Annotated in this window: 16 protein-coding genes; 6 read left to right on the forward strand and 10 right to left on the reverse strand. The window is 47.3% G+C overall.

The genetic code is table 11. The annotated features are described in order from the left end of the window. The first annotated feature begins 121 nt into the window (after nt 1–121). Nucleotides 122–1,969: a 2-oxoacid:acceptor oxidoreductase subunit alpha gene (locus tag OCV81_RS02960; RefSeq protein WP_022354967.1), complete on the forward strand. Its 1,848-nt coding sequence runs from the start codon at nt 122–124 to the stop codon at nt 1,967–1,969. A 33-nt stretch (nt 1,970–2,002) separates the two neighbouring features. Continuing rightward, nucleotides 2,003–3,013 carry a 2-oxoacid:ferredoxin oxidoreductase subunit beta gene (locus tag OCV81_RS02965; RefSeq protein WP_148328230.1) on the forward strand — a complete coding sequence of 337 codons (1,011 nt, stop codon included), beginning with the start codon at nt 2,003–2,005 and terminating at the stop codon, nt 3,011–3,013. Nucleotides 3,014–3,095: 82 nt separating this feature from the next. Here the strand turns inward: OCV81_RS02965 and upp are convergent, their stop codons facing one another. After that, entirely contained in the window at nt 3,096–3,749 is a 654-nt protein-coding gene (gene upp / locus OCV81_RS02970) for a uracil phosphoribosyltransferase (RefSeq protein WP_148328232.1), read from the reverse strand. 291 nt (nt 3,750–4,040) lie between these two features. Between upp and pckA the strand changes: the two genes are divergently transcribed. After that, complete coding sequence (pckA, locus tag OCV81_RS02975) at nt 4,041–5,645, forward strand: phosphoenolpyruvate carboxykinase (ATP) (RefSeq protein ID WP_072541427.1); 1,605 nt, start codon at nt 4,041–4,043, stop codon at nt 5,643–5,645. Between the two features lie 194 nt (nt 5,646–5,839). Beyond that, nucleotides 5,840–6,487, forward strand: a complete 648-nt coding sequence (locus OCV81_RS02980) for a nitroreductase family protein (protein ID WP_148328234.1) — start codon at nt 5,840–5,842, stop codon at nt 6,485–6,487. A 4-nt stretch (nt 6,488–6,491) separates the two neighbouring features. On the opposite strand, the gene OCV81_RS02985 is transcribed toward OCV81_RS02980, so the two are convergent. From OCV81_RS02985 to OCV81_RS03005, 5 genes are all read right to left on the reverse strand, one after another. Next, a complete protein-coding gene (locus tag OCV81_RS02985) occupies nt 6,492–8,312 on the reverse strand; it encodes an LTA synthase family protein (protein WP_148328236.1) in 1,821 nt (606 codons plus the stop codon). Between the two features lie 14 nt (nt 8,313–8,326). Then, a complete protein-coding gene (locus tag OCV81_RS02990) occupies nt 8,327–8,956 on the reverse strand; it encodes a ribonuclease H1 domain-containing protein (protein WP_148328238.1) in 630 nt (209 codons plus the stop codon). Nucleotides 8,957–9,018: 62 nt separating this feature from the next. Beyond that, nucleotides 9,019–10,836, reverse strand: coding sequence for an arginine--tRNA ligase (argS, locus tag OCV81_RS02995; RefSeq protein WP_148328240.1), 1,818 nt, complete (start codon nt 10,834–10,836; stop codon nt 9,019–9,021). 88 nt (nt 10,837–10,924) lie between these two features. Further along, a complete protein-coding gene (locus OCV81_RS03000; RefSeq protein ID WP_148328242.1) occupies nt 10,925–11,269 on the reverse strand; it encodes a helix-turn-helix domain-containing protein in 345 nt (114 codons plus the stop codon). A gap of 128 nt (nt 11,270–11,397) precedes the next feature. Further along, nucleotides 11,398–12,621 (reverse strand): M16 family metallopeptidase, encoded by a 1,224-nt coding sequence (locus OCV81_RS03005; protein ID WP_148328244.1) that lies wholly within the window; start codon nt 12,619–12,621, stop codon nt 11,398–11,400. A gap of 110 nt (nt 12,622–12,731) precedes the next feature. On the opposite strand from OCV81_RS03005, the gene OCV81_RS03010 reads away from it, so the two are divergent. Together OCV81_RS03010 and OCV81_RS03015 are read left to right on the forward strand one after the other, a co-directional pair. After that, nucleotides 12,732–13,265 carry an LOG family protein gene (locus OCV81_RS03010; RefSeq protein WP_022354308.1) on the forward strand — a complete coding sequence of 178 codons (534 nt, stop codon included), beginning with the start codon at nt 12,732–12,734 and terminating at the stop codon, nt 13,263–13,265. A gap of 19 nt (nt 13,266–13,284) precedes the next feature. After that, the gene (locus tag OCV81_RS03015; protein WP_022354307.1) at nt 13,285–13,887 is read left to right on the forward strand and encodes an SIS domain-containing protein; all 603 of its coding nucleotides are present in this window, start codon (nt 13,285–13,287) and stop codon (nt 13,885–13,887) included. Nucleotides 13,888–13,947: 60 nt separating this feature from the next. Here OCV81_RS03015 and ndk read toward each other — a convergent pair whose 3' ends face one another. The 4 genes from ndk to OCV81_RS03035 all read right to left on the reverse strand — a co-directional run bounded on the left by ndk (nt 13,948) and on the right by OCV81_RS03035 (nt 17,698). After that, nucleotides 13,948–14,424, reverse strand: a complete 477-nt coding sequence (gene ndk / locus OCV81_RS03020; protein WP_022354306.1) for a nucleoside-diphosphate kinase — start codon at nt 14,422–14,424, stop codon at nt 13,948–13,950. Nucleotides 14,425–14,536: 112 nt separating this feature from the next. Beyond that, nucleotides 14,537–15,184 (reverse strand): response regulator, encoded by a 648-nt coding sequence (locus tag OCV81_RS03025; RefSeq protein WP_022354305.1) that lies wholly within the window; start codon nt 15,182–15,184, stop codon nt 14,537–14,539. Nucleotides 15,185–15,253: 69 nt separating this feature from the next. Next, nucleotides 15,254–17,161 (reverse strand): tetratricopeptide repeat-containing sensor histidine kinase, encoded by a 1,908-nt coding sequence (locus tag OCV81_RS03030; RefSeq protein WP_204432795.1) that lies wholly within the window; start codon nt 17,159–17,161, stop codon nt 15,254–15,256. Between the two features lie 126 nt (nt 17,162–17,287). Continuing rightward, on the reverse strand, nt 17,288–17,698 hold the full coding sequence (locus tag OCV81_RS03035; RefSeq protein WP_022354303.1) for a LytTR family DNA-binding domain-containing protein: 411 nt from the start codon (nt 17,696–17,698) through the stop codon (nt 17,288–17,290). Nucleotides 17,699–17,786: the final 88 nt, after the last annotated feature.

Below are 17,786 nucleotides of genomic sequence, written 5' to 3' on the forward strand. Positions count from 1 at the left end.
TTGGAAAGGGGGATACCGTTTTTGTAAAGTGGCAAAAAATAACTCCAATTTTATTTTGTTTTTTTATGGAACTTCCCCATTTTTGCCAAAATTGATTTTGTGAACTTTAAATAAATACGATATGGCAGAAGAAATGATTGTCAAGGAGCTGGACGATGTGGTTGTCCGTTTTTCGGGTGACTCCGGCGATGGAATGCAGTTGGCCGGCAATATGTTTTCGAATATTTCGGCAACCGAAGGAAATGATATCAGTACCTTCCCGGATTACCCGGCCGATATCCGTGCCCCGCAAGGCTCGTTGACGGGAGTATCCGGCTTCCAGGTACACATTGGTTCCGGAAAGGTGTACACTCCGGGCGACAAGTGCGACGTGCTGGTTGCCATGAATCCGGCCGCATTGAAAACACAATATAAGTTCTGTAAACCCCAGGCCGTCATCATTATCGATTCCGACTCGTTTACCAAGCGTGATTTGGAAAAAGCAAAATTCTCGCTCGAAAATCCGTTCTCCGAACTGGGCATCAAGAATGAGGTGGTATCGGCTTCCATCACCACCATGTGCAAGGAAAGCCTGAAAGACAGCGGCTTGGACAACAAGTCCATCCTGCGCACCAAGAACATGTTTGCTTTGGGACTGGTGTGCTGGTTGTTCCATCGCGACATCGCGGTGGGCGAGAAAATCCTGCGCGAGAAATTTGCCAAGAAACCTGAAATAGCCGAAGCCAACGTGAAGGTGCTGTACGATGGCTATCATTTCGGTGAAAACACCCATGCATCGGTCTCCATCAGCTACACGGTGCCGAGCAAGGCACAGAAACAGCCGGGACGTTACATGGATATCAATGGCAACAAGGCCACGGCCTACGGGTTGATGGCTGCGGCCGAGAAAGCGGGCTTGCAGCTTTATCTGGGTTCTTATCCGATTACTCCGGCTACAGACATCCTGCATGAGCTGGCCAAGCACAAATCGCTGGGCGTGAAGACTGTGCAGTGTGAGGATGAGATTGCCGGCTGTGCTTCTGCCGTAGGCGCTTCGTTTGCCGGAGCTTTGGCTGTGACCACGACTTCCGGACCGGGTATTTGCCTGAAGAGTGAGGCCATGAACCTGGCGGTGATTACGGAACTGCCGCTGGTGATTGTGGACGTGCAGCGCGGCGGACCTTCCACCGGACTGCCGACAAAATCGGAACAGACCGACTTGCTGCAGGTATTGTTCGGGCGTAACGGTGAAAGTCCGATGCCTGTCATCGCGGCTTCTTCGCCGACCGACTGCTTTGACGCGGCTTATTGGGCTTGCAAGATTGCCTTGGAGCACATGACGCCGGTGGTGCTGCTGACGGATGCCTACATTGCCAACGGTTCGGCGGCATGGCGTCTGCCCGACCTGAAAGAGTATCCTTCTATCTGTCCGCCTTACGTGAAACCGGAAATGGCGGATTCCTGGACACCGTTCTTGCGTGATCCGCAAACGGGAGTACGTTATTGGGCGACTCCGGGCATGCCGGGCTTCATGCACCGCATTGGCGGACTGGAGAAGAGCAATGAAACCGGAGCCATCTCAACCGAACCGGAGAACCATTTCCTGATGACCAAGCTGCGTGCCGAGAAGGTGGAAAAGATTGCCGATTCACTTCCGCCGCTTGCTGTAGAAGGTGATCCGGATGCGGATTTGCTGATTGTGGGATTCGGAGGTACGTATGGTCACTTGCATTCCGCCATGGACCAGTTGAATGCCATGGGCAAGAAAACGGCGCTGGTACATTTCCGCGTGATTAATCCGTTGCCGAAAAACACGGCGGAAGTGCTGCGGAAGTACAAGACTATTGTGGTGGCCGAGCAAAACATGGGACAGCTGGCAGGCTATCTCCGCATGAAAGTGGAGGGTATCCATCTGCATCAGTTCAACCAGGTGAAAGGCCAGCCGTTCGTCGTGAAGGAACTGGTAGAGGCGTTCAGCCAACTTTTTTAATGATTCATCAATAAATGTTCTGGAGGAATAACCATGAGTGAAACAAAATATACGGCAGCAGATTATAAGTTCGGACAGCCGCGCTGGTGTCCGGGTTGCGGCGACCACGCTTTCTTGAATTCTTTTCACAAGGCTCTGGCCGAACTGGGAGTGCCGCCCCATGAAATTGCGGTGATTTCCGGTATCGGATGTTCTTCGCGTTTGCCTTATTACATGAATACGTATGGCATGCACACCATTCACGGACGTGCAGCGGCCATTGCCACCGGAGCCAAGGTGGCCAATCCGAATCTGACCATCTGGCAGATTTCCGGCGACGGCGACGGACTGGCCATCGGCGGTAACCATTTCATCCACGCCATCCGCCGTAATGTGGATATCAACATTGTGTTATTGAATAACCGTATCTACGGATTGACCAAAGGACAGTATTCGCCTACTTCGGCCCGTGGTTTCGTGAGCAAATCTTCTCCTTACGGGACGGTGGAAGATCCTTTCCGCCCGGCAGAACTGTGTTTCGGAGCCCGTGGACGTTTCTTTGCCCGTTGTGCGGCAGTCGATGGCGGTCCTTCGGTAGAGGTGTTGAAAGCTGCGGCCCGTCATAAGGGTACGTCGGTGGTAGAAGTGTTACAGAACTGTGTGATTTTCAACGACGGTACGCACAATGCCGTGGCCAAGAAGGAAGACCGGGAACGCAATGCCATCTACCTGGAGCACGGCAAACCGATGTTGTTCGGTCCGAACAAAGAATTCGGTCTGATGCAGGAAGGTTTCGGCCTGAAGGTAGTGAAGCTGGGAGAAAACGGGGTGACGGAAAAAGACATCCTGGTGCACGATGCCCATTGTGAGGACCACACCTTGCAGCTGAAGCTGGCTTTGATGGAAGGTCCGGATTTCCCGATTGCTTTGGGGGTAATCCGCGACGTGGAGGCACCGACCTACGATGCAGCAGTGGAAGCCCAGATAGAGGAGGTTTCAGCCAAGAAAAAATACCACACGTTTGCCGAGTTGCTCGAAACGAACGATACGTGGGAAATTAAATGACGATATCAAATCATACAAAATATCCCCGCTGCAACAGTAGCTTGTAACGGGGATATTTTTTTCAGCTGTAATCAAGACTGGTTTATTCTTTCTCTCCATAACACAAATCGCCGGCATCGCCCAGTCCCGGTACGATGTACGAATGGGCGTTCAGTTCCGGGTCAATGGCGCCGCACCACACCGTAGTTTTTTCCGCAGGGAAAACTTTCTTGATGTGTTCAATAGCCTGGCGGCTGGCAATGACCGAAGCAATGTGAATGTGAGCCGGTTCCCCTTTGGTGAGCAGTGCCTCGTAAGCCAGTTCCATGGAACTGCCGGTAGCGAGCATGGGGTCGGTGAGAATCAGAATCTTGCCGTCCAGCCGGGGAGAAGCGATGTATTCGATGTGAATGTCAAAGTTGTCTTCATTGATGTATTTGCGATAGGCCGATACGAATGCGTTTTCGGCATGGTCGAAGTAGTTGATGAATCCCTGATGAAGCGGAAGTCCGGCACGGAGGATGGTGGCTACCACCGGCTGTTCAGCGGGAACGTTTTCTACAGCTGTGGCCAGCGGGGTTTGTATCGAAACCGGATGATAGGGAAGTGTCCGGCTGATTTCGTAGGCCATGATTTCGCCCACCCGTTCCATGTTTCGACGGAAACGGAGTCGGTCGCCTTGGACGTCTACGTTCCGGATTTCAGACAAAAATTGGTTGAGGAGGGTACTGTTTTGGTTTAGACTGATTATTTTCATAAACATTCTCAGGTTCTTAGGGGTTTATGTACTAAATTTATCGGGGTGCAAAGAAACAAAATAAAATTGATTTGTAATGTAGATTTGGCAATTTTGTTACACAAGTATAAATCTTTAAATGATTACGGATTTTTTTCTGTAATAAGTTCTTTGAATAAAAAATAACTACTACTTTTGTAGCGCCTAAAACAAAGAGATGTTGAAGAGCAGAAATGGAGAGAAATTAGGCTTATGCTAAGGTAGAGAAAAGAATAAACATTTGATATAATAACCAAATTAATCATTTGAACAATGGCAAATTTAGATCTTACTAAGTACGGTATCACTGGAACCGTAGAAATCGTACACAATCCTTCTTACGACGTATTGTTCGCTGAAGAAACAAAAGCTGGTTTGGAAGGTTATGAAAAAGGTCAGGTAACTGAACTGGGTGCAGTAAACGTAATGACTGGTATCTACACTGGTCGTTCTCCTAAAGATAAATTCTTGGTAAAAGACGCTACAAGTGAAAACACTGTATGGTGGACTTCTGAAGAATACAAAAACGATAACAAACCTGTTACTACAGAAACTTGGAACGCTTTGAAAGCTTTGGCTTCAAAAGAATTGTCAAACAAGAAATTGTATGTAGTAGATGGTTACTGCGGTGCTAACGAAGCTACTCGTCTGAAAGTTCGTTTCATCATGGAAGTTGCATGGCAGGCTCACTTCGTAACTAACATGTTCATCCGTCCTTCTAAAGAAGAACTGGAATCATTCGAACCTGACTTCGTTGTTTACAACGCTTCTAAAGCTAAAGTTGAAAACTACAAAGAACTGGGTCTGAACTCAGAAACTGCAGTTGTCTTCAACTTGACTACTAAGGAACAGGTTATCCTGAACACTTGGTACGGTGGTGAAATGAAGAAAGGTATGTTCTCTATGATGAACTACTTCAACCCGTTGCGTGGTATCGCTTCTATGCACTGTTCTGCTAACACAGACAAAGAAGGCAAGAGCTCAGCTATCTTCTTCGGTCTGTCTGGTACAGGTAAGACAACTTTGTCTACTGACCCGAAACGTCTGTTGATCGGTGATGACGAACACGGATGGGATAACGAAGGTGTATTCAACTACGAAGGTGGTTGCTACGCTAAGGTTATCAACTTGGATAAGGAATCTGAACCGGATATCTACAACGCCATCAAACGTGACGCTTTGCTGGAAAACGTAACTGTAGATGCTAACGGTAAGATTGACTTCGCTGATAAGAGCGTAACTGAAAACACTCGTGTTTCTTATCCTATCTACCACATCAACAACATCGTTAAACCGGTTTCTAAAGGTCCTCACGCAAAACAAGTTATCTTCTTGTCTGCTGATGCATTCGGTGTATTGCCTCCAGTATCTATCTTGAACGAAGAACAGGCTCAGTACTACTTCCTGTCAGGATTTACTGCTAAGTTGGCTGGTACAGAACGTGGTATCACTGAACCGACTCCGACATTCTCTGCTTGCTTCGGTGCTGCTTTCTTGTCATTGCACCCGACTAAATATGCAGAAGAACTGGTTAAGAAGATGAAGATGACTGGTGCAAAAGCATACTTGGTTAACACTGGTTGGAACGGAACTGGCAAACGTATTTCTATCCGTGATACTCGTGGTATCATCGACGCTATCCTGGATGGTTCTATCGAAAAAGCTCCGACTAAGACTATTCCTTACTTCGACTTCGTTGTTCCGACTGAATTGCCGGGTGTTGATCCGAAGATCTTGGATCCGCGTGACACTTACGACTGCGCTTGCAAGTGGGAAGAAAAAGCTAAAGACTTGGCTGCTCGCTTCATCAAGAACTTCGCTAAGTTCACAGGTAACGAAGCTGGTAAAGCTTTGGTTGCTGCTGGTCCGAAATTGTAATTCTGACTTACAAATTCTTAAATATGAAAGCGGTTTCCTTCGGGGAACCGCTTTTTTTGTTATATTTGGTCGGATGGCGGCAGGGATAGCGGGAAACTTGTCGTCGGGAGAAGAGGAAGAACGGCTGTTCTGACAGCTGGTGCGGGGAAGAGAACGAAAGAAATTGAAGATTGAGCTAATCAAAGATAAAACGTATGAAAAAGATGATTTATTCGATGCTGGGGGCAGGCTTGCTCTGTCTTTCCAGCTGTGGCGGTCAGACACAGCAATCACAGCCGGCAGCCGTAAACGAGGCTGACAGTACCAATCAAGTAATCGAGACCATCATGGCACGTCGTAGCGTGCGGAAGTATCTGCCACAACCGGTAAACCGGGATACGATGCAGGTGATTCTGAATTGTGGTATTAATGCGCCTAACGGACAGAACAAACAGTCGTGGGCAATCCGGGTAGTAGACAATCCGGAATTTATCAATGGTCTGACGGAGGTGTACAAGAAAGCTAATCCCAAAGCGGCTGAAGACCCTAATTTCCGGAATATGTTCCGCAATGCACCGACGGTGGTGTTTATTGCCAACGACACCGCCTACGATTTCTCACAAGTGGATTGTGGACTGTTGGGTGAGAACATGATTCTTTCTGCCTGGTCTATGGGCATCGGTTCCTGCTGTCTGGGTGGTCCCATACGTTTCATGAAGACCGACCCCGGAGCCGCAGAATACCTGAAACGTCTGAACATTCCCGAAGGCTATGACCTGTTGTATTGCATTGCCTTCGGATATCCGGATGAATCGCCGGCTGCCAAGCCTCGTGATGCATCGAAAGTGATGTTTGTGGAATAATGTGTTATCGCGCTCCCAAATCATCGTAAGAAGATTGTAGAATCGCTTTCCCCAGTTCTGTGCGTCGTGCATTCGGAGCTGGGGATTCTATTAATGCCTTGCCGGAGTTGTTGTCAATCAGGGTGACGCCGGTACTGTCGCAGAAGGCAAAGCCGTTGTTGTAGGTGTAGTAGGCAAAGGGGTATTTGTAATCCTTGCCCAGCACGTTGCGGCTGAAGTTGAATTCTTTGTGGCTGAGTCCCAGTTGTGCCAGCAGGGTAGCGGCCATGTCGCTTTGGTTCATCAGCTTGTCGATGACCCTGGGTTGCTTTACGGCACCGCCCAGCCAGAGCATCGGGATGTGATGGATGCGCGGGTCGTGCACCAGCCCCTCTTCCGGATAATAGAAGCCATGGTCCGGCAGGCAGACAATGAGCAGGTTCTTCCATTGTGGAAGCGCCTTGAGCTTGTCGATGAATTTCCCCAGGCAGTCGTCCGTAAAGGCGAAGGCATTGGGAATCTTCTCGTTCAGGCGATGGTAAGGCACCTCGAAAGGTTCGTGGCTGCTGAGAGTCAGAAAGGCCGTGTGCCAAGGCTGGTTGCCTGTGCGTGCCTTTATCTGTTGGTAGAGATATTCAAAAGTGATGTCATCGTTCACTCCCCATGGATTCTGTCGCTCCTCCAGACTGAAATCCACATCGGCCGTGAGATGCTGGTAACCACTGCTTAACAGGTAGCTCTTCATGTTGGTAAAGTTGATGTCACCCCCGTACAGAAAGTCGGTGGCATAACCTTGCTCCCGCAGCTTCCCGGCAATGGAAGGCAGCGTACGGCTCTTGGCCGGTGCCTTCATGACCGACACGGTAGGGAAACTCTGGTAGCCGCTGAAGGTGCAGACTGTGCCCCGGTCGGTGCGGAAACTGTTGGCGTAACAGTTCGTGAAAAAGACTCCCTCCTTGCTCAGCCGTTCCAGGTTGGGGCTGACATCCGGGAGACCTCCCAGCGATTCCACAAACACCCCTCCGAAGCTCTCCATCAGGATAATCAGTACGTTGGGGCGCGGAGTATTCAACAAAGATACCGTGTTTTCTCCGGTGTCGGCATACAACCCGTCGAACAGTCTGGCCCGTTTTTCCTCGTCAAAGAAATTGAACTGCTGGGCGAAATCGGTCGTCTTGCTGATGGACGACAGCAGGCTGAAATCCGGATTGACCGCCGAGTGGTTCAGGAACTCGTTGTCGCAGAAATACGCCTGTCCTACGTTACTGGTTGATTCGGTGACACCGCCTCGGATGATGATGAAGAGGATACCCCCCAGCAGAATCGTGACCAGACTGCCTGTGAGACGTTTGCGGACTTGGAGGAGTTGGGCAGGAGTTATTTTATACAGTCCCCACGTGAGCAGGGCCGACAATATCAGGATACATATCACCCGTATCAGGATGAAACCGACCGACACACTGGCCATGGCATTCTTCGGAGAGTCCAGGTAGAGGAAGATGGAAGCATCGAGCTTGAATCCCCAAAACGGATACAGGGCCATGTCGCCGATGAAGACGAGGGTAGTAGCCAGCGCAATCAGCGCATAGTAGCCTACGAGGAGCTTTCGCAGCGGGAAACGGCGGAACCAGATACTCACCAGGATGACCAGCCAGGGAAGGGCGGTGAGATAACCCGTAGTGGCCGCGTCGAGGGTAAAGCCATGATACAGCACTTTCAGGTAGTCTACGAAAGATACCCCTTTCTCACAAGCTCCGTTGTAGAGCATGAACACTGGTTTCTGAAGCAGGAAATAGCCTAAAATAGCGGCAAAAATACATCCCAAGTAAGCAAGTCTCTTTTTCATCTGTTTAGGTCTGATTATTTACGTCCGAAATCGGCGGGGACTTCCCCCCATGATTCTGTTTCCCATTTGCGCAGGGGAGTGGTGTAAGTGTTTTCCTTCAGCCATTTCTCCGCCCGTTCAATGAGCTGGAACAAGGTCTCGGTTCGGGCATTGCGTTCCAGTTTGGTCTTGCATTTCTTCTGTTTCACCCACAGGAGGGCGTTGCGGCTGTCGGAGTAGAGCGGCATGTCCAGCTGCTTCTGTTTGAGAAGTGCCAGTCCGTGTACGATGGCCAGAAACTCTCCGATGTTGTTGGTGCCATAGACCGGTCCAAAATGGAAAATCTCCTGTCCGGTGAGCAGGTATACCCCGCGGTATTCCATAGGACCGGGGTTTCCACTGCAGGCCGCATCTACTGCCAAGCAGTTCAGGTCGAAATTTTCTGGAAGCTGTTTGGCGGAAGGTTCCTTGGGAGCCGAAGTCCGGTGGCGTTGCAAGTACACGTGTGCCGGAGTGGCAAAAGCCTGTGCGGCCTCTTCTTCTGTGTCGAATGATTTATAGATGGCTCCTTTGTATCCTTGGATTTGCAGCCGGCATTCAGTCCAGGAAGCATACACCCCCGGATTCACACCTTTCCACACTACATAGAATTTTTGTTTCGCCATAAAAAGATAAGGAGGTTAAAAAAGTCGGGTGGCTCCCTTGCCACCCGCTATTTTCAAATGAATTACATGCGTTCAGGCACTTCGATGCCCAGCAAGCCCATGGCCAGCTTGACAATCTTTCCTACGTTCTGACTCAATGCCAGACGGAAAATCTTCACAGCCTCGTTCTCTTCACGCAGAATGCTGAAATCGTGATAGAACTGGTTGTATTCTTTTACCAGGTCGTAGGCATAGTTGGCTAGGATAGACGGGTTGTAGTCCGTACCTGCCTGTCTTACCACATTGGGGAAGTCGGCCAGCATCTGGATCAGCGCCTCTTCCTTGGTGCTCAGTTCGATGCCTTCCGGAATCACAGCCGGAATTTGGATACCAGCTTCTGCGGCTTTGCGGAGGATAGACTGGATACGTGCGTAAGTGTACTGGATGAACGGTCCCGTATTTCCGTTGAAGTCGATGGATTCCTTCGGGTTGAACGTCATGTTCTTGCGGGCATCCACTTTCAGGATGAAATATTTCAAGGCACCCAGTCCCACGATACGGGCGATGTCGTCGGCCTCTTCCTTTGTCAGTCCGTCCAGCTTGCCCAGTTCGCTGCTGGTTTCCTTGGCCGTTTCAATCATGGCTTCCATCAGGTCGTCCGCATCCACTACGGTACCTTCGCGACTCTTCATCTTACCTTCCGGCAGTTCCACCATACCGTAGGAGAAGTGTACCAGATCTTTACCCCATTCGAAGCCCAGTTTGTCGAGCAGGATGGACAACACCTGGAAATGGTAGTTCTGTTCGTTACCCACCACGTAAATCATCTTGTTGATGGGATAATCCTGGAAGCGTAGCTTGGCTGTACCGATGTCCTGTGTCATGTAGACCGAAGTACCGTCTGCCCGGAGCAGCAGCTTCTGGTCCAGTCCTTCCGGAGTAAGATCTGCCCATACAGAACCGTCTTCCTTGCGATAGAAGAGTCCTTTTTCCAGTCCTTCCAAGACCTTGGCCTTTCCTTCCAGGTAAGTCTGTGATTCGTAATATATCTTGTCGAAGCTGACGCCCATCATCTTGTATGTCTCATCGAAGCCGGCATATACCCAGTCGTTCATCTTCTTCCAGAGCGCACGTACTTCCGGATCGTTGGCTTCCCATTTACGGAGCATTTCGCGGGCTTCCAGCATCAATGGAGAGTTGGCTTCTGCCTTGGCTTTGGCTTCTTCCTCGTTCATGCCTTCCGCTTCGTACTTCGCCATCAGTTCCTTTACTTCTGCCTTGTAGTGCTTGTCGAAGGCTACGTAGTAATCGCCAATCAGGTGGTCACCTTTCTTGCCCGATGATTCCGGAGTCTCGCCGTTGCCATATTTCAGCCATGCCAGCATGGACTTGCAGATGTGGATACCACGGTCGTTGACAATGTTGGTTTTCACTACCTTGTTGCCGTTGGCTGCCATGATGTTCGCCAACGCGTTACCCAGCAGGTTGTTGCGCACATGACCCAAGTGGAGCGGCTTATTAGTGTTCGGAGAAGAATATTCAATCATTACCAGCGGCGCATTGTCGGCAGCTTTCTGGATACCCCATTGGCTGTCTGCCTGAATGCGGTTCAGCAAGTCGATCCATACGTTTGAAGCGATGGTCAAGTTCAGGAATCCCTTGATTACGTTGTAGCTGGCGATGGCGGGTTCATGCTGCTTCAAATATTCCCCGATTTCTTGTGCAGTTTGTTCCGGTCCTTTCTTGGACATCTTCAGGAAAGGGAAGACAACCAGTGTGAGGTGGCCTTCGAATTCTTTCTTGGTCTTCTGCAGCTGTACCATTTTGGCAGGAACCTCCTGATTGTATAAGGTCTTTATACCTGTCAGGATGGATTCGGTCAGTTTATCTTCTATTTTCATGCGTATATAGTTTATGTAATAATCCTTTCTTGCGTGCACAAAGATAGTGATTTTTACGTTTATCCTGCCGTTCTGAAGTCATAATTGCTTATCCTTCTAGTGCATTCTTCTTCCATTCCGATGGAGAAATCCCCTCATGCAGTTTGAACTGTTTGCTGAAATGAGCTAGGTCGGTGAAGCCTACTTGTTCGGCAATTCCGGCTAAGCTGCGGGCTGGCGACTGCAAGATGATTTTTTTTGCTTCTTCTATACGCAGGTGGTTAAGCCATAAGTTGAAATTAAGGCCATACGTCTTGTTGATGTGGTTGGAAAGGTAAGTTCGGTTTATACCAATGATCTTGCTTACTTGAATAATGGTAAGTCTGGAATTGAGGTATCCTTTATTTTGTACCCATTCATCCAGCCGAATTTTAACAGCTTCATTCTTTTTCATATACTTTTATATTTTTCTCGAAAATAGGAAGTTTTGGAAATTTATGGAAAGACAAAAAACGTATAATGAGAGTATCCATGCAGACAATGCGACTAAGCGGTAGAAAAAAAGAACTATCCGGGTTAAATTTATCGATAAATCAGCATGGAAAGATAGTCCTCGGCGAATACTTCGTTGGCTATGTCAAGCAACTTGGAGGATGTTAGTTCGTCAATTCGTTTAAATACCTCTTCTTTATCTTCGTATTTTTGATAATGTAGAAAACATTTTCCCATATTAAGTGCGTTGTTCTCAAAGTTATCACCGGCTACTCCTATCTGTCCGATAATTTGTTTTTTAGCTGCGGCAAGTTGTAAACCGGTCAATGCCTTATCTCGTAGCTTTTTCAGTTCTTTGTGTACGAGCGATATGCATTTGTCCGTATCTTGCGGATCGCACCCAAAATAGATGCAGAAGGTTCCGGTATCGGTGTACGAGGTCAGATTGGACTCTACGGTATAAACAAGTCCTTTTCGTTCACGTAAAGACACGTTCAGCCGACTGTTCATACCTGGTCCTCCCAGGATATTGTTGAGAAGGTAGAGCCCTGTCCGTCGTTCGTCGTACGCATGATAACCTCTTCCCCCTATCATCACATGAGCCTGATGAGTGTCTTTGTGCAAAGTCAGATTTTGGGGGTGGTAGGCTTCAGGGGCTATGCGCGGTGTGTCATCGGTTGTCGACAAAGCAATATCGGCTGTCAGTTTTTCGAGTGTATGGATGATTTTTGCAAATGAAAGATCACCCAAGGCAAAGAATACCATTTTATCCAGTCGATAATGGCGATGCACAAAGCGAAGTGCGTCTTCACTCGTAAATTTCCGGAGCAAATCGGGGTTTCCCAGGATGTTTTTTCCCAGCGGATGATGTGGAAAAATCAGCTCTTCAAAATCATCGAAAATCAGTTCTGCCGGACTGTCTTCATAGCTCTGAATCTCGTCGATGATGACTTCCACCTCTTTTTCTATTTCACTTTCTGGAAATGTGCTGTGAAAAACGATGTCGGTCAGCAATTCCGCGGCCCGGCTGAAATGTTCCTTGAGAAAAGCACTGTAGATAACGGTCTCCTCTTTATTGGTATATGCGTTTAAGTCTCCTCCTACATTTTCCATCCGGTTCAAGATGTGCCATGCTTTACGCTTCTCGGTACCTTTGAAGATCAGATGTTCCACGAAATGTGCCATGCCCTGCTCATGTGGCAGTTCATCGCGTGTACCTGCATCTACGGCAAAACCGCAGTAGGCCACGTTGGTAGGGCTTGGGGCATGAATGATCTTCAGTCCGTTGGGAAGTGTAAAAGTTGAATACGACATATCGTTGAGCACATAAATCTTTTTAACCCTGCAAATTTACAATAAATACTCATTGTCTTTCCTCAAAAAATGTAGATATTTGCACAAGAACGATATTTTAAAACTAATATATGAATAAAATTGCAGTCTTTTGTTCTGCTTCAGACGATATTGCTCCTGTGTTTAAGGAGAAAGCGAAAGAGCTGGGAGCCTGGCTGGGGCAGCACCACAAATGGTTGGTTTATGGCGGTTCCAATACCGGATTGATGGAGAGCTTGGCTCAAAGTGCCAAGGAAAACGGTGCCATGATCATGGGAGTTGTACCCACAAAACTGGAAGAGCATGGAAGAGTGAGTGATTTGTTGGATGTAACTTTTCATTCTGTAAACCTGAGTGACAGAAAAGATATTATGGTGCAGGAATCTGAAGTGATGGTTGCACTACCGGGAGGAATCGGTACTTTGGACGAGGTATTTCATGTAATGGCTTCGTGCAGTATCGGTTATCATGACAAGAAAGTCATTTTTTATAATGTGGATGGTTTTTGGGATGAGTTGCTGCATTTCTTGGGAAAGTTGGAAGAACTGCATTTTGCCCATCATCCTTTAAGCAACTTTTACGAAGTGGCTAATACTCTTGAGGAATTGACCCGTTTGTTGGAATAAAAATTAATAATATAATCTTATGAATGCATCGATTAAAGAACTATTGCAGCGTGAGGCTCAGGCTGTGTTGAATATTCCGGTAACGGATGGATACGAAAAGGCTGTAGAGTTGATTGTGGAACAGGTACATAAGAAAGGTGGAAAACTGGTGACCAGCGGTATGGGAAAGGCTGGGCAGATTGCGATGAATATAGCTACGACATTTTGCTCTACAGGAATTCCTGCCGTATTCCTGCATCCCAGCGAGGCACAACATGGCGATTTGGGCATTCTGCAAAAGAATGACTTGTTGCTTTTAATCTCCAATTCCGGGAAAACCCGTGAGATTGTAGAGTTGACGGAGCTGGCCGCACGTCTGGACCCGACATTGAAGAAGATTGTGATTACCGGCAATCCGGAAAGTCCGCTGGCAAAAGCGGCAGATATTTGTCTGGCAACGGGACATCCGGATGAGGTTTGTCTGTTGGGAATGACACCTACCACGTCTACTACGGTTATGACGGTTATTGGGGATATTCTGGTAGTGGAGACCATGCGACGTACAGGCTTTACCATCGAAGAATACAGCAAGCGTCATCATGGGGGATATTTGGGAGAGCGTTCCCGTGCATTGAGCAAGTAAAAGAAAAGAGACTGTTTCGTGATGTGCATTTGCGCGAAACAGTCTCTTTTTTATGCTTTCTCAGGTAAGTTTGTATTCTTCCTGATAGTAGATAAAGTCGACGTTGGCTCTGTCGTATTCAAAGAGTTCTTCCGGCTTGAAGAAGCGTGCAATTTCTTCAATGGCTGTTTTGGGAGAGTCGGAAGTGTGAATGATATTCTCTTGCGAGCTCACGCAATAGTCTCCGCGGATAGTGCCTGGAACAGCTACGCGTCCGTTGGTAGCCCCGGTCATGGAGCGTACAACTTGAATTGCATCCACTCCTTCATAGCAGCATACAATGACAGGGCAAGCCATCATGGATGCCTTGACGCGGGCAAAGAAAGGCTTTCCGGCCAGGTGGGCATAATGTTCGTTCAACAGGTCTTCCGTGAGTTGCATCATTTTCATTCCTGCCAGACGCAGACCTTTGCGTTCAAATCTGTGGGTTATTTCTCCGATAAGTCCCCGTTGCACTGCGCTGGGTTTCAAAATGACTAATGTTTTTTCAAGACTCATAGTTTATGGGTGTTAAGGTGATACAAAGATTTTTTGCATTTTCAAATATACGAAAAATGCCTGTATGAGCTATCGTAAGCTGCTTGTTTTTTATCTGTAAAATTATTTTTTTTCAGTGATTGTCCAGTGAAATGATTCCCAGGTGTATCGCTTTCAGTACAAGATCGACGGCGTTTTTTGCTTCCAGTTTGGCCATCAGACTTTTTCGATGAGACTCTATGGTGTTGTTCGAAACATGAAACAATTCGGCTATTTCTCTTGTATTCAGTCCTCGGGCAATGGCTTGTAGTACATCCCGCTCTCTTAAGGTAAGTTGCTCTTTGATAGGCTCTTCCGCATGTATGCGATTTAGGATTTCCTTGAATCGTTTGCACACATAGGTTTCTCCTTCCAGGATGGTTTGTATGGCCGTGACCAGTTCATTGATATCTGCCGATTTCAAAATTGCTCCTCTGATAGGGGCCTTCATCAGCCTTTTGAGTGTCCATATTTCTTCGTGCATGGTATTGATTAAAATACGTGCATCAGGATATTTCTGCAGAATCTTTTGTATCAGGTCGAAACCGTTGGTGTCCGGCAGTTCGATGTCGAGCAGATACAGGTCGAAGGGTTGCAGGTTGGCCAGGCGCATGGCTTCACTTCCGGATGAGGCCGTATATACAATATCTATTTCGGGCATTTGCGATACCACGTGTTTGATGCCTTGCAGAATAAGTGTATGGTCATCTACTAATAATATCTTTGCTTTTGGGTTTGTCATTCTGTCGCATTTTTAATTGCAAAGAAAAAGATATTCATTGAAAAGATTGTCACTGAAAACCGTGATTTTTCAATGGAGCAGCACCTGAATGTGGATATCTATTCCGGTACTGTTTTTCCGAATAATATAGTGGCCTCCAATGGTTTTCAGACGGTCTTCGATGGTTCGTAGTCCGATACCTTTATTTCCTTCCGCAGATACTTCCCAGTTTCCGTCATATTGCAGTTCGATGACGAGTGTTCCTGAAACCTCATCCAAGTGAATTTGGATATGGCTGGCATGGGCATGCTTGAGAATGTTGCTTATGGTTTCCTGCATGATGCGGTAGATTTCATACCCAATTCGTTCTGGAATATGTGACCATTCCGTTTGCGGGCGAGGAACGTAGTGTATGGTTACTCCGGATACTTCTTGCATTTTGGAAAAATAATCGGTCAGCATCTCATTCAGGTCTGTGAACTGGAAGTTGGGAGGCATCAGTTCATGGGAGATGGCGCGTATTCCATTTCGGATTTCTTCCAACGTGTGTACAGTAGTGGCTTTCAGTTCATTGGGTGAAACTTGCTGCTGGACTTGCAGAATGGCGCCGAGTAGATCGTTGCACACTCCGTCGTGCAGGTCTTTGGCCAGGCGTTTACGTTCGTTCTCCAGGCCTTCAATATATTGCCGGGCAGCAATCAGCTCGGTTTCTTTCTTTTGTAGTCTTCGTTTATAGAGCAGGACAGATACTACAATCAGCAGTGCGACGATAACGGTGACATAGAAAACGGCATGGCGCAGACGTATTTGTTTTTGTTGTGCCTGGTCTTTCTCCAGTCGGGCTATCTTCAGTTCCTTGTCGCTGGTTCTTAACTTCTCGTTCAGTTCAGACAATTCGTCTTTTATTTTCCCGTTGAAAACGGAATCTTGGTAGGTGCATACCTTTTCTATGTATTGGTAGGCTTTCTGATAATTTCCAAGTCCTTCGTAATTATGTGCCATGAGTTTATAGAACTTGTCATAAGGGACCTGCGTCTGAATCAGGGGATTTCCTGTCAGGATATCCAGGCTTCGCTGGTATTTCCCTATCCAGTGGTAAAGGCTGGCCTGTGTGGCATAGAATTCCAGGGCAGTGGGACTATTGGGAGGAATCTGATGGATGAGTTCTTCTCCTTTTTTCAGAAAAATCTGGGCAGAGTCTTTCTTGTTCCATAACTGATAAGTTCCAAGCAACGGACAGAGGGAACTCATTGCCAGTAAGGGAGTATCGGCATCCAAGGCTTTTTCGATGTTTTGCCTGAGTATCTGGCAAGCCTCGGTATATTTCCCAAGCTTGCTGTAGACTCCTCCTATCAGGCAATTGGCATATAATTCCATGAGGAGGTCATGCGCTTTCTGGGCATATTCTGCCGATAACTTCCCTTGGGTCAGCGCTTCTTCATAGCGCTTGTTCAGGTGGTAAAGCACTCCGATGTTGTAGTAAATGGAAGAGACATCTTCTGGTTTTCCGGTCTTTTTGCAGATATCGATGGCCCGGTTATAGTGATAGACTGCCGAATCGTACATACCTAGCTTCCGGTAGCATACTCCAATGGATGATTCCAGCACTCCTTCCAGGTCGTAGTTCCTTTCTTTCAGTTGGGGGGCATGGGCAGCTACGGTTTTAAAGCCTTCTTTGGCCCGTTCTACTTCACCTTCCATTAAAAAGTGGTTGGCTAGTGCGTTGAGAAGATGTAGGTAGACTTCTTCTTGAAAATTAGGCTGTTCATAGAGTGAAAGTCCTTTTTGTATGTAACGGAAGGAAGAGTCTGCATCGATGGTTTCATATTCCACACAAAGGTTCTGATACAGTTCAAGAAGTTTGTCTCTGGAAGCCTTCTGTCTTTCCGCACGCTGTATTTCCTGTTTCAGGCTATCGATAACAGAAGGTTCAGCTTGTATGGAGATAAGCGCAGCGGTTGTCAGTAGGAAAATAAGTGTGAGGATGTGTTTTTTCATGGTCATTAGTTTGGTGATTTCACAAGGTAATTGTTTTTTGTGGAGAATACAAATCTCTTTAGGAAAAAAACCTTGTCGGAATCAAGAAAAGGATGGGGGAAAACAAAAACTCCCGGTTTTTAAGGTTTAGAACTGGCCGAAACGTTCCAATATCTCTTTTTTGTGTTTTTGTGAGACTTGCAGTTCAGTTACGTGGTGGAAAGGAGTACACATGATGCAGTGGTTTTTTTGTATCATGTACAGGTAGTGCAGGTTGATGATGTACGACTGATGAATCTGGATGAATTTTTCATCGTATGCACACAGGTTTTCAGCTCGGAGGTTACCCTTTAGCCGAAGAAAAGAGCCGTCGGTCAATGCTATTTCCCAGCTCTTTTTGGCAGAGATGTACCGGAAATAACCGATATCGGACGCATGTAGCACGCGCAGGTGCCCCATGAAGGTACGGATGAGCAAGGGTTTGCCGAGTTTGATATCCAGAATTCTCCGCAAACGTTCCAAGGCTATCCTGTATCGTTGAATATCAGTCAGGTCCATAATCTTTCTATTTGTTTGCTTTTTTCCTGCTTACGCGAAGAAGTGCCTTTTATGTAATGTGATAAGAAGTTGTTCTTTGTCAAATATA

Source organism: Phocaeicola fibrisolvens, assembly GCF_025567125.1.
GTDB lineage: Bacteria > Bacteroidota > Bacteroidia > Bacteroidales > Bacteroidaceae > Phocaeicola > Phocaeicola fibrisolvens.

What these genes read in the sequence shown, in the direction of transcription:
- OCV81_RS03010 (WP_022354308.1), top strand. Translation starts at nt 12,732, where the DNA reads ATGAATAAAATTGCAGTCTTTTGTTCTGCTTCAGACGATATTGCTCCT.
- OCV81_RS02985 (WP_148328236.1), bottom strand. Translation starts at nt 8,312, where the DNA reads ATGAAAAAGAGACTTGCTTACTTGGGATGTATTTTTGCCGCTATTTTA.
- OCV81_RS03035 (WP_022354303.1), bottom strand. Translation starts at nt 17,698, where the DNA reads ATGGACCTGACTGATATTCAACGATACAGGATAGCCTTGGAACGTTTG.
- OCV81_RS03030 (WP_204432795.1), bottom strand. Translation starts at nt 17,161, where the DNA reads ATGAAAAAACACATCCTCACACTTATTTTCCTACTGACAACCGCTGCG.
- OCV81_RS03015 (WP_022354307.1), top strand. Translation starts at nt 13,285, where the DNA reads ATGAATGCATCGATTAAAGAACTATTGCAGCGTGAGGCTCAGGCTGTG.
- ndk (WP_022354306.1), bottom strand. Translation starts at nt 14,424, where the DNA reads ATGAGTCTTGAAAAAACATTAGTCATTTTGAAACCCAGCGCAGTGCAA.
- OCV81_RS02960 (WP_022354967.1), top strand. Translation starts at nt 122, where the DNA reads ATGGCAGAAGAAATGATTGTCAAGGAGCTGGACGATGTGGTTGTCCGT.
- argS (WP_148328240.1), bottom strand. Translation starts at nt 10,836, where the DNA reads ATGAAAATAGAAGATAAACTGACCGAATCCATCCTGACAGGTATAAAG.
- OCV81_RS03005 (WP_148328244.1), bottom strand. Translation starts at nt 12,621, where the DNA reads ATGTCGTATTCAACTTTTACACTTCCCAACGGACTGAAGATCATTCAT.
- OCV81_RS02990 (WP_148328238.1), bottom strand. Translation starts at nt 8,956, where the DNA reads ATGGCGAAACAAAAATTCTATGTAGTGTGGAAAGGTGTGAATCCGGGG.
- OCV81_RS02965 (WP_148328230.1), top strand. Translation starts at nt 2,003, where the DNA reads ATGAGTGAAACAAAATATACGGCAGCAGATTATAAGTTCGGACAGCCG.
- upp (WP_148328232.1), bottom strand. Translation starts at nt 3,749, where the DNA reads ATGAAAATAATCAGTCTAAACCAAAACAGTACCCTCCTCAACCAATTT.
- OCV81_RS03000 (WP_148328242.1), bottom strand. Translation starts at nt 11,269, where the DNA reads ATGAAAAAGAATGAAGCTGTTAAAATTCGGCTGGATGAATGGGTACAA.
- OCV81_RS03025 (WP_022354305.1), bottom strand. Translation starts at nt 15,184, where the DNA reads ATGACAAACCCAAAAGCAAAGATATTATTAGTAGATGACCATACACTT.
- pckA (WP_072541427.1), top strand. Translation starts at nt 4,041, where the DNA reads ATGGCAAATTTAGATCTTACTAAGTACGGTATCACTGGAACCGTAGAA.
- OCV81_RS02980 (WP_148328234.1), top strand. Translation starts at nt 5,840, where the DNA reads ATGAAAAAGATGATTTATTCGATGCTGGGGGCAGGCTTGCTCTGTCTT.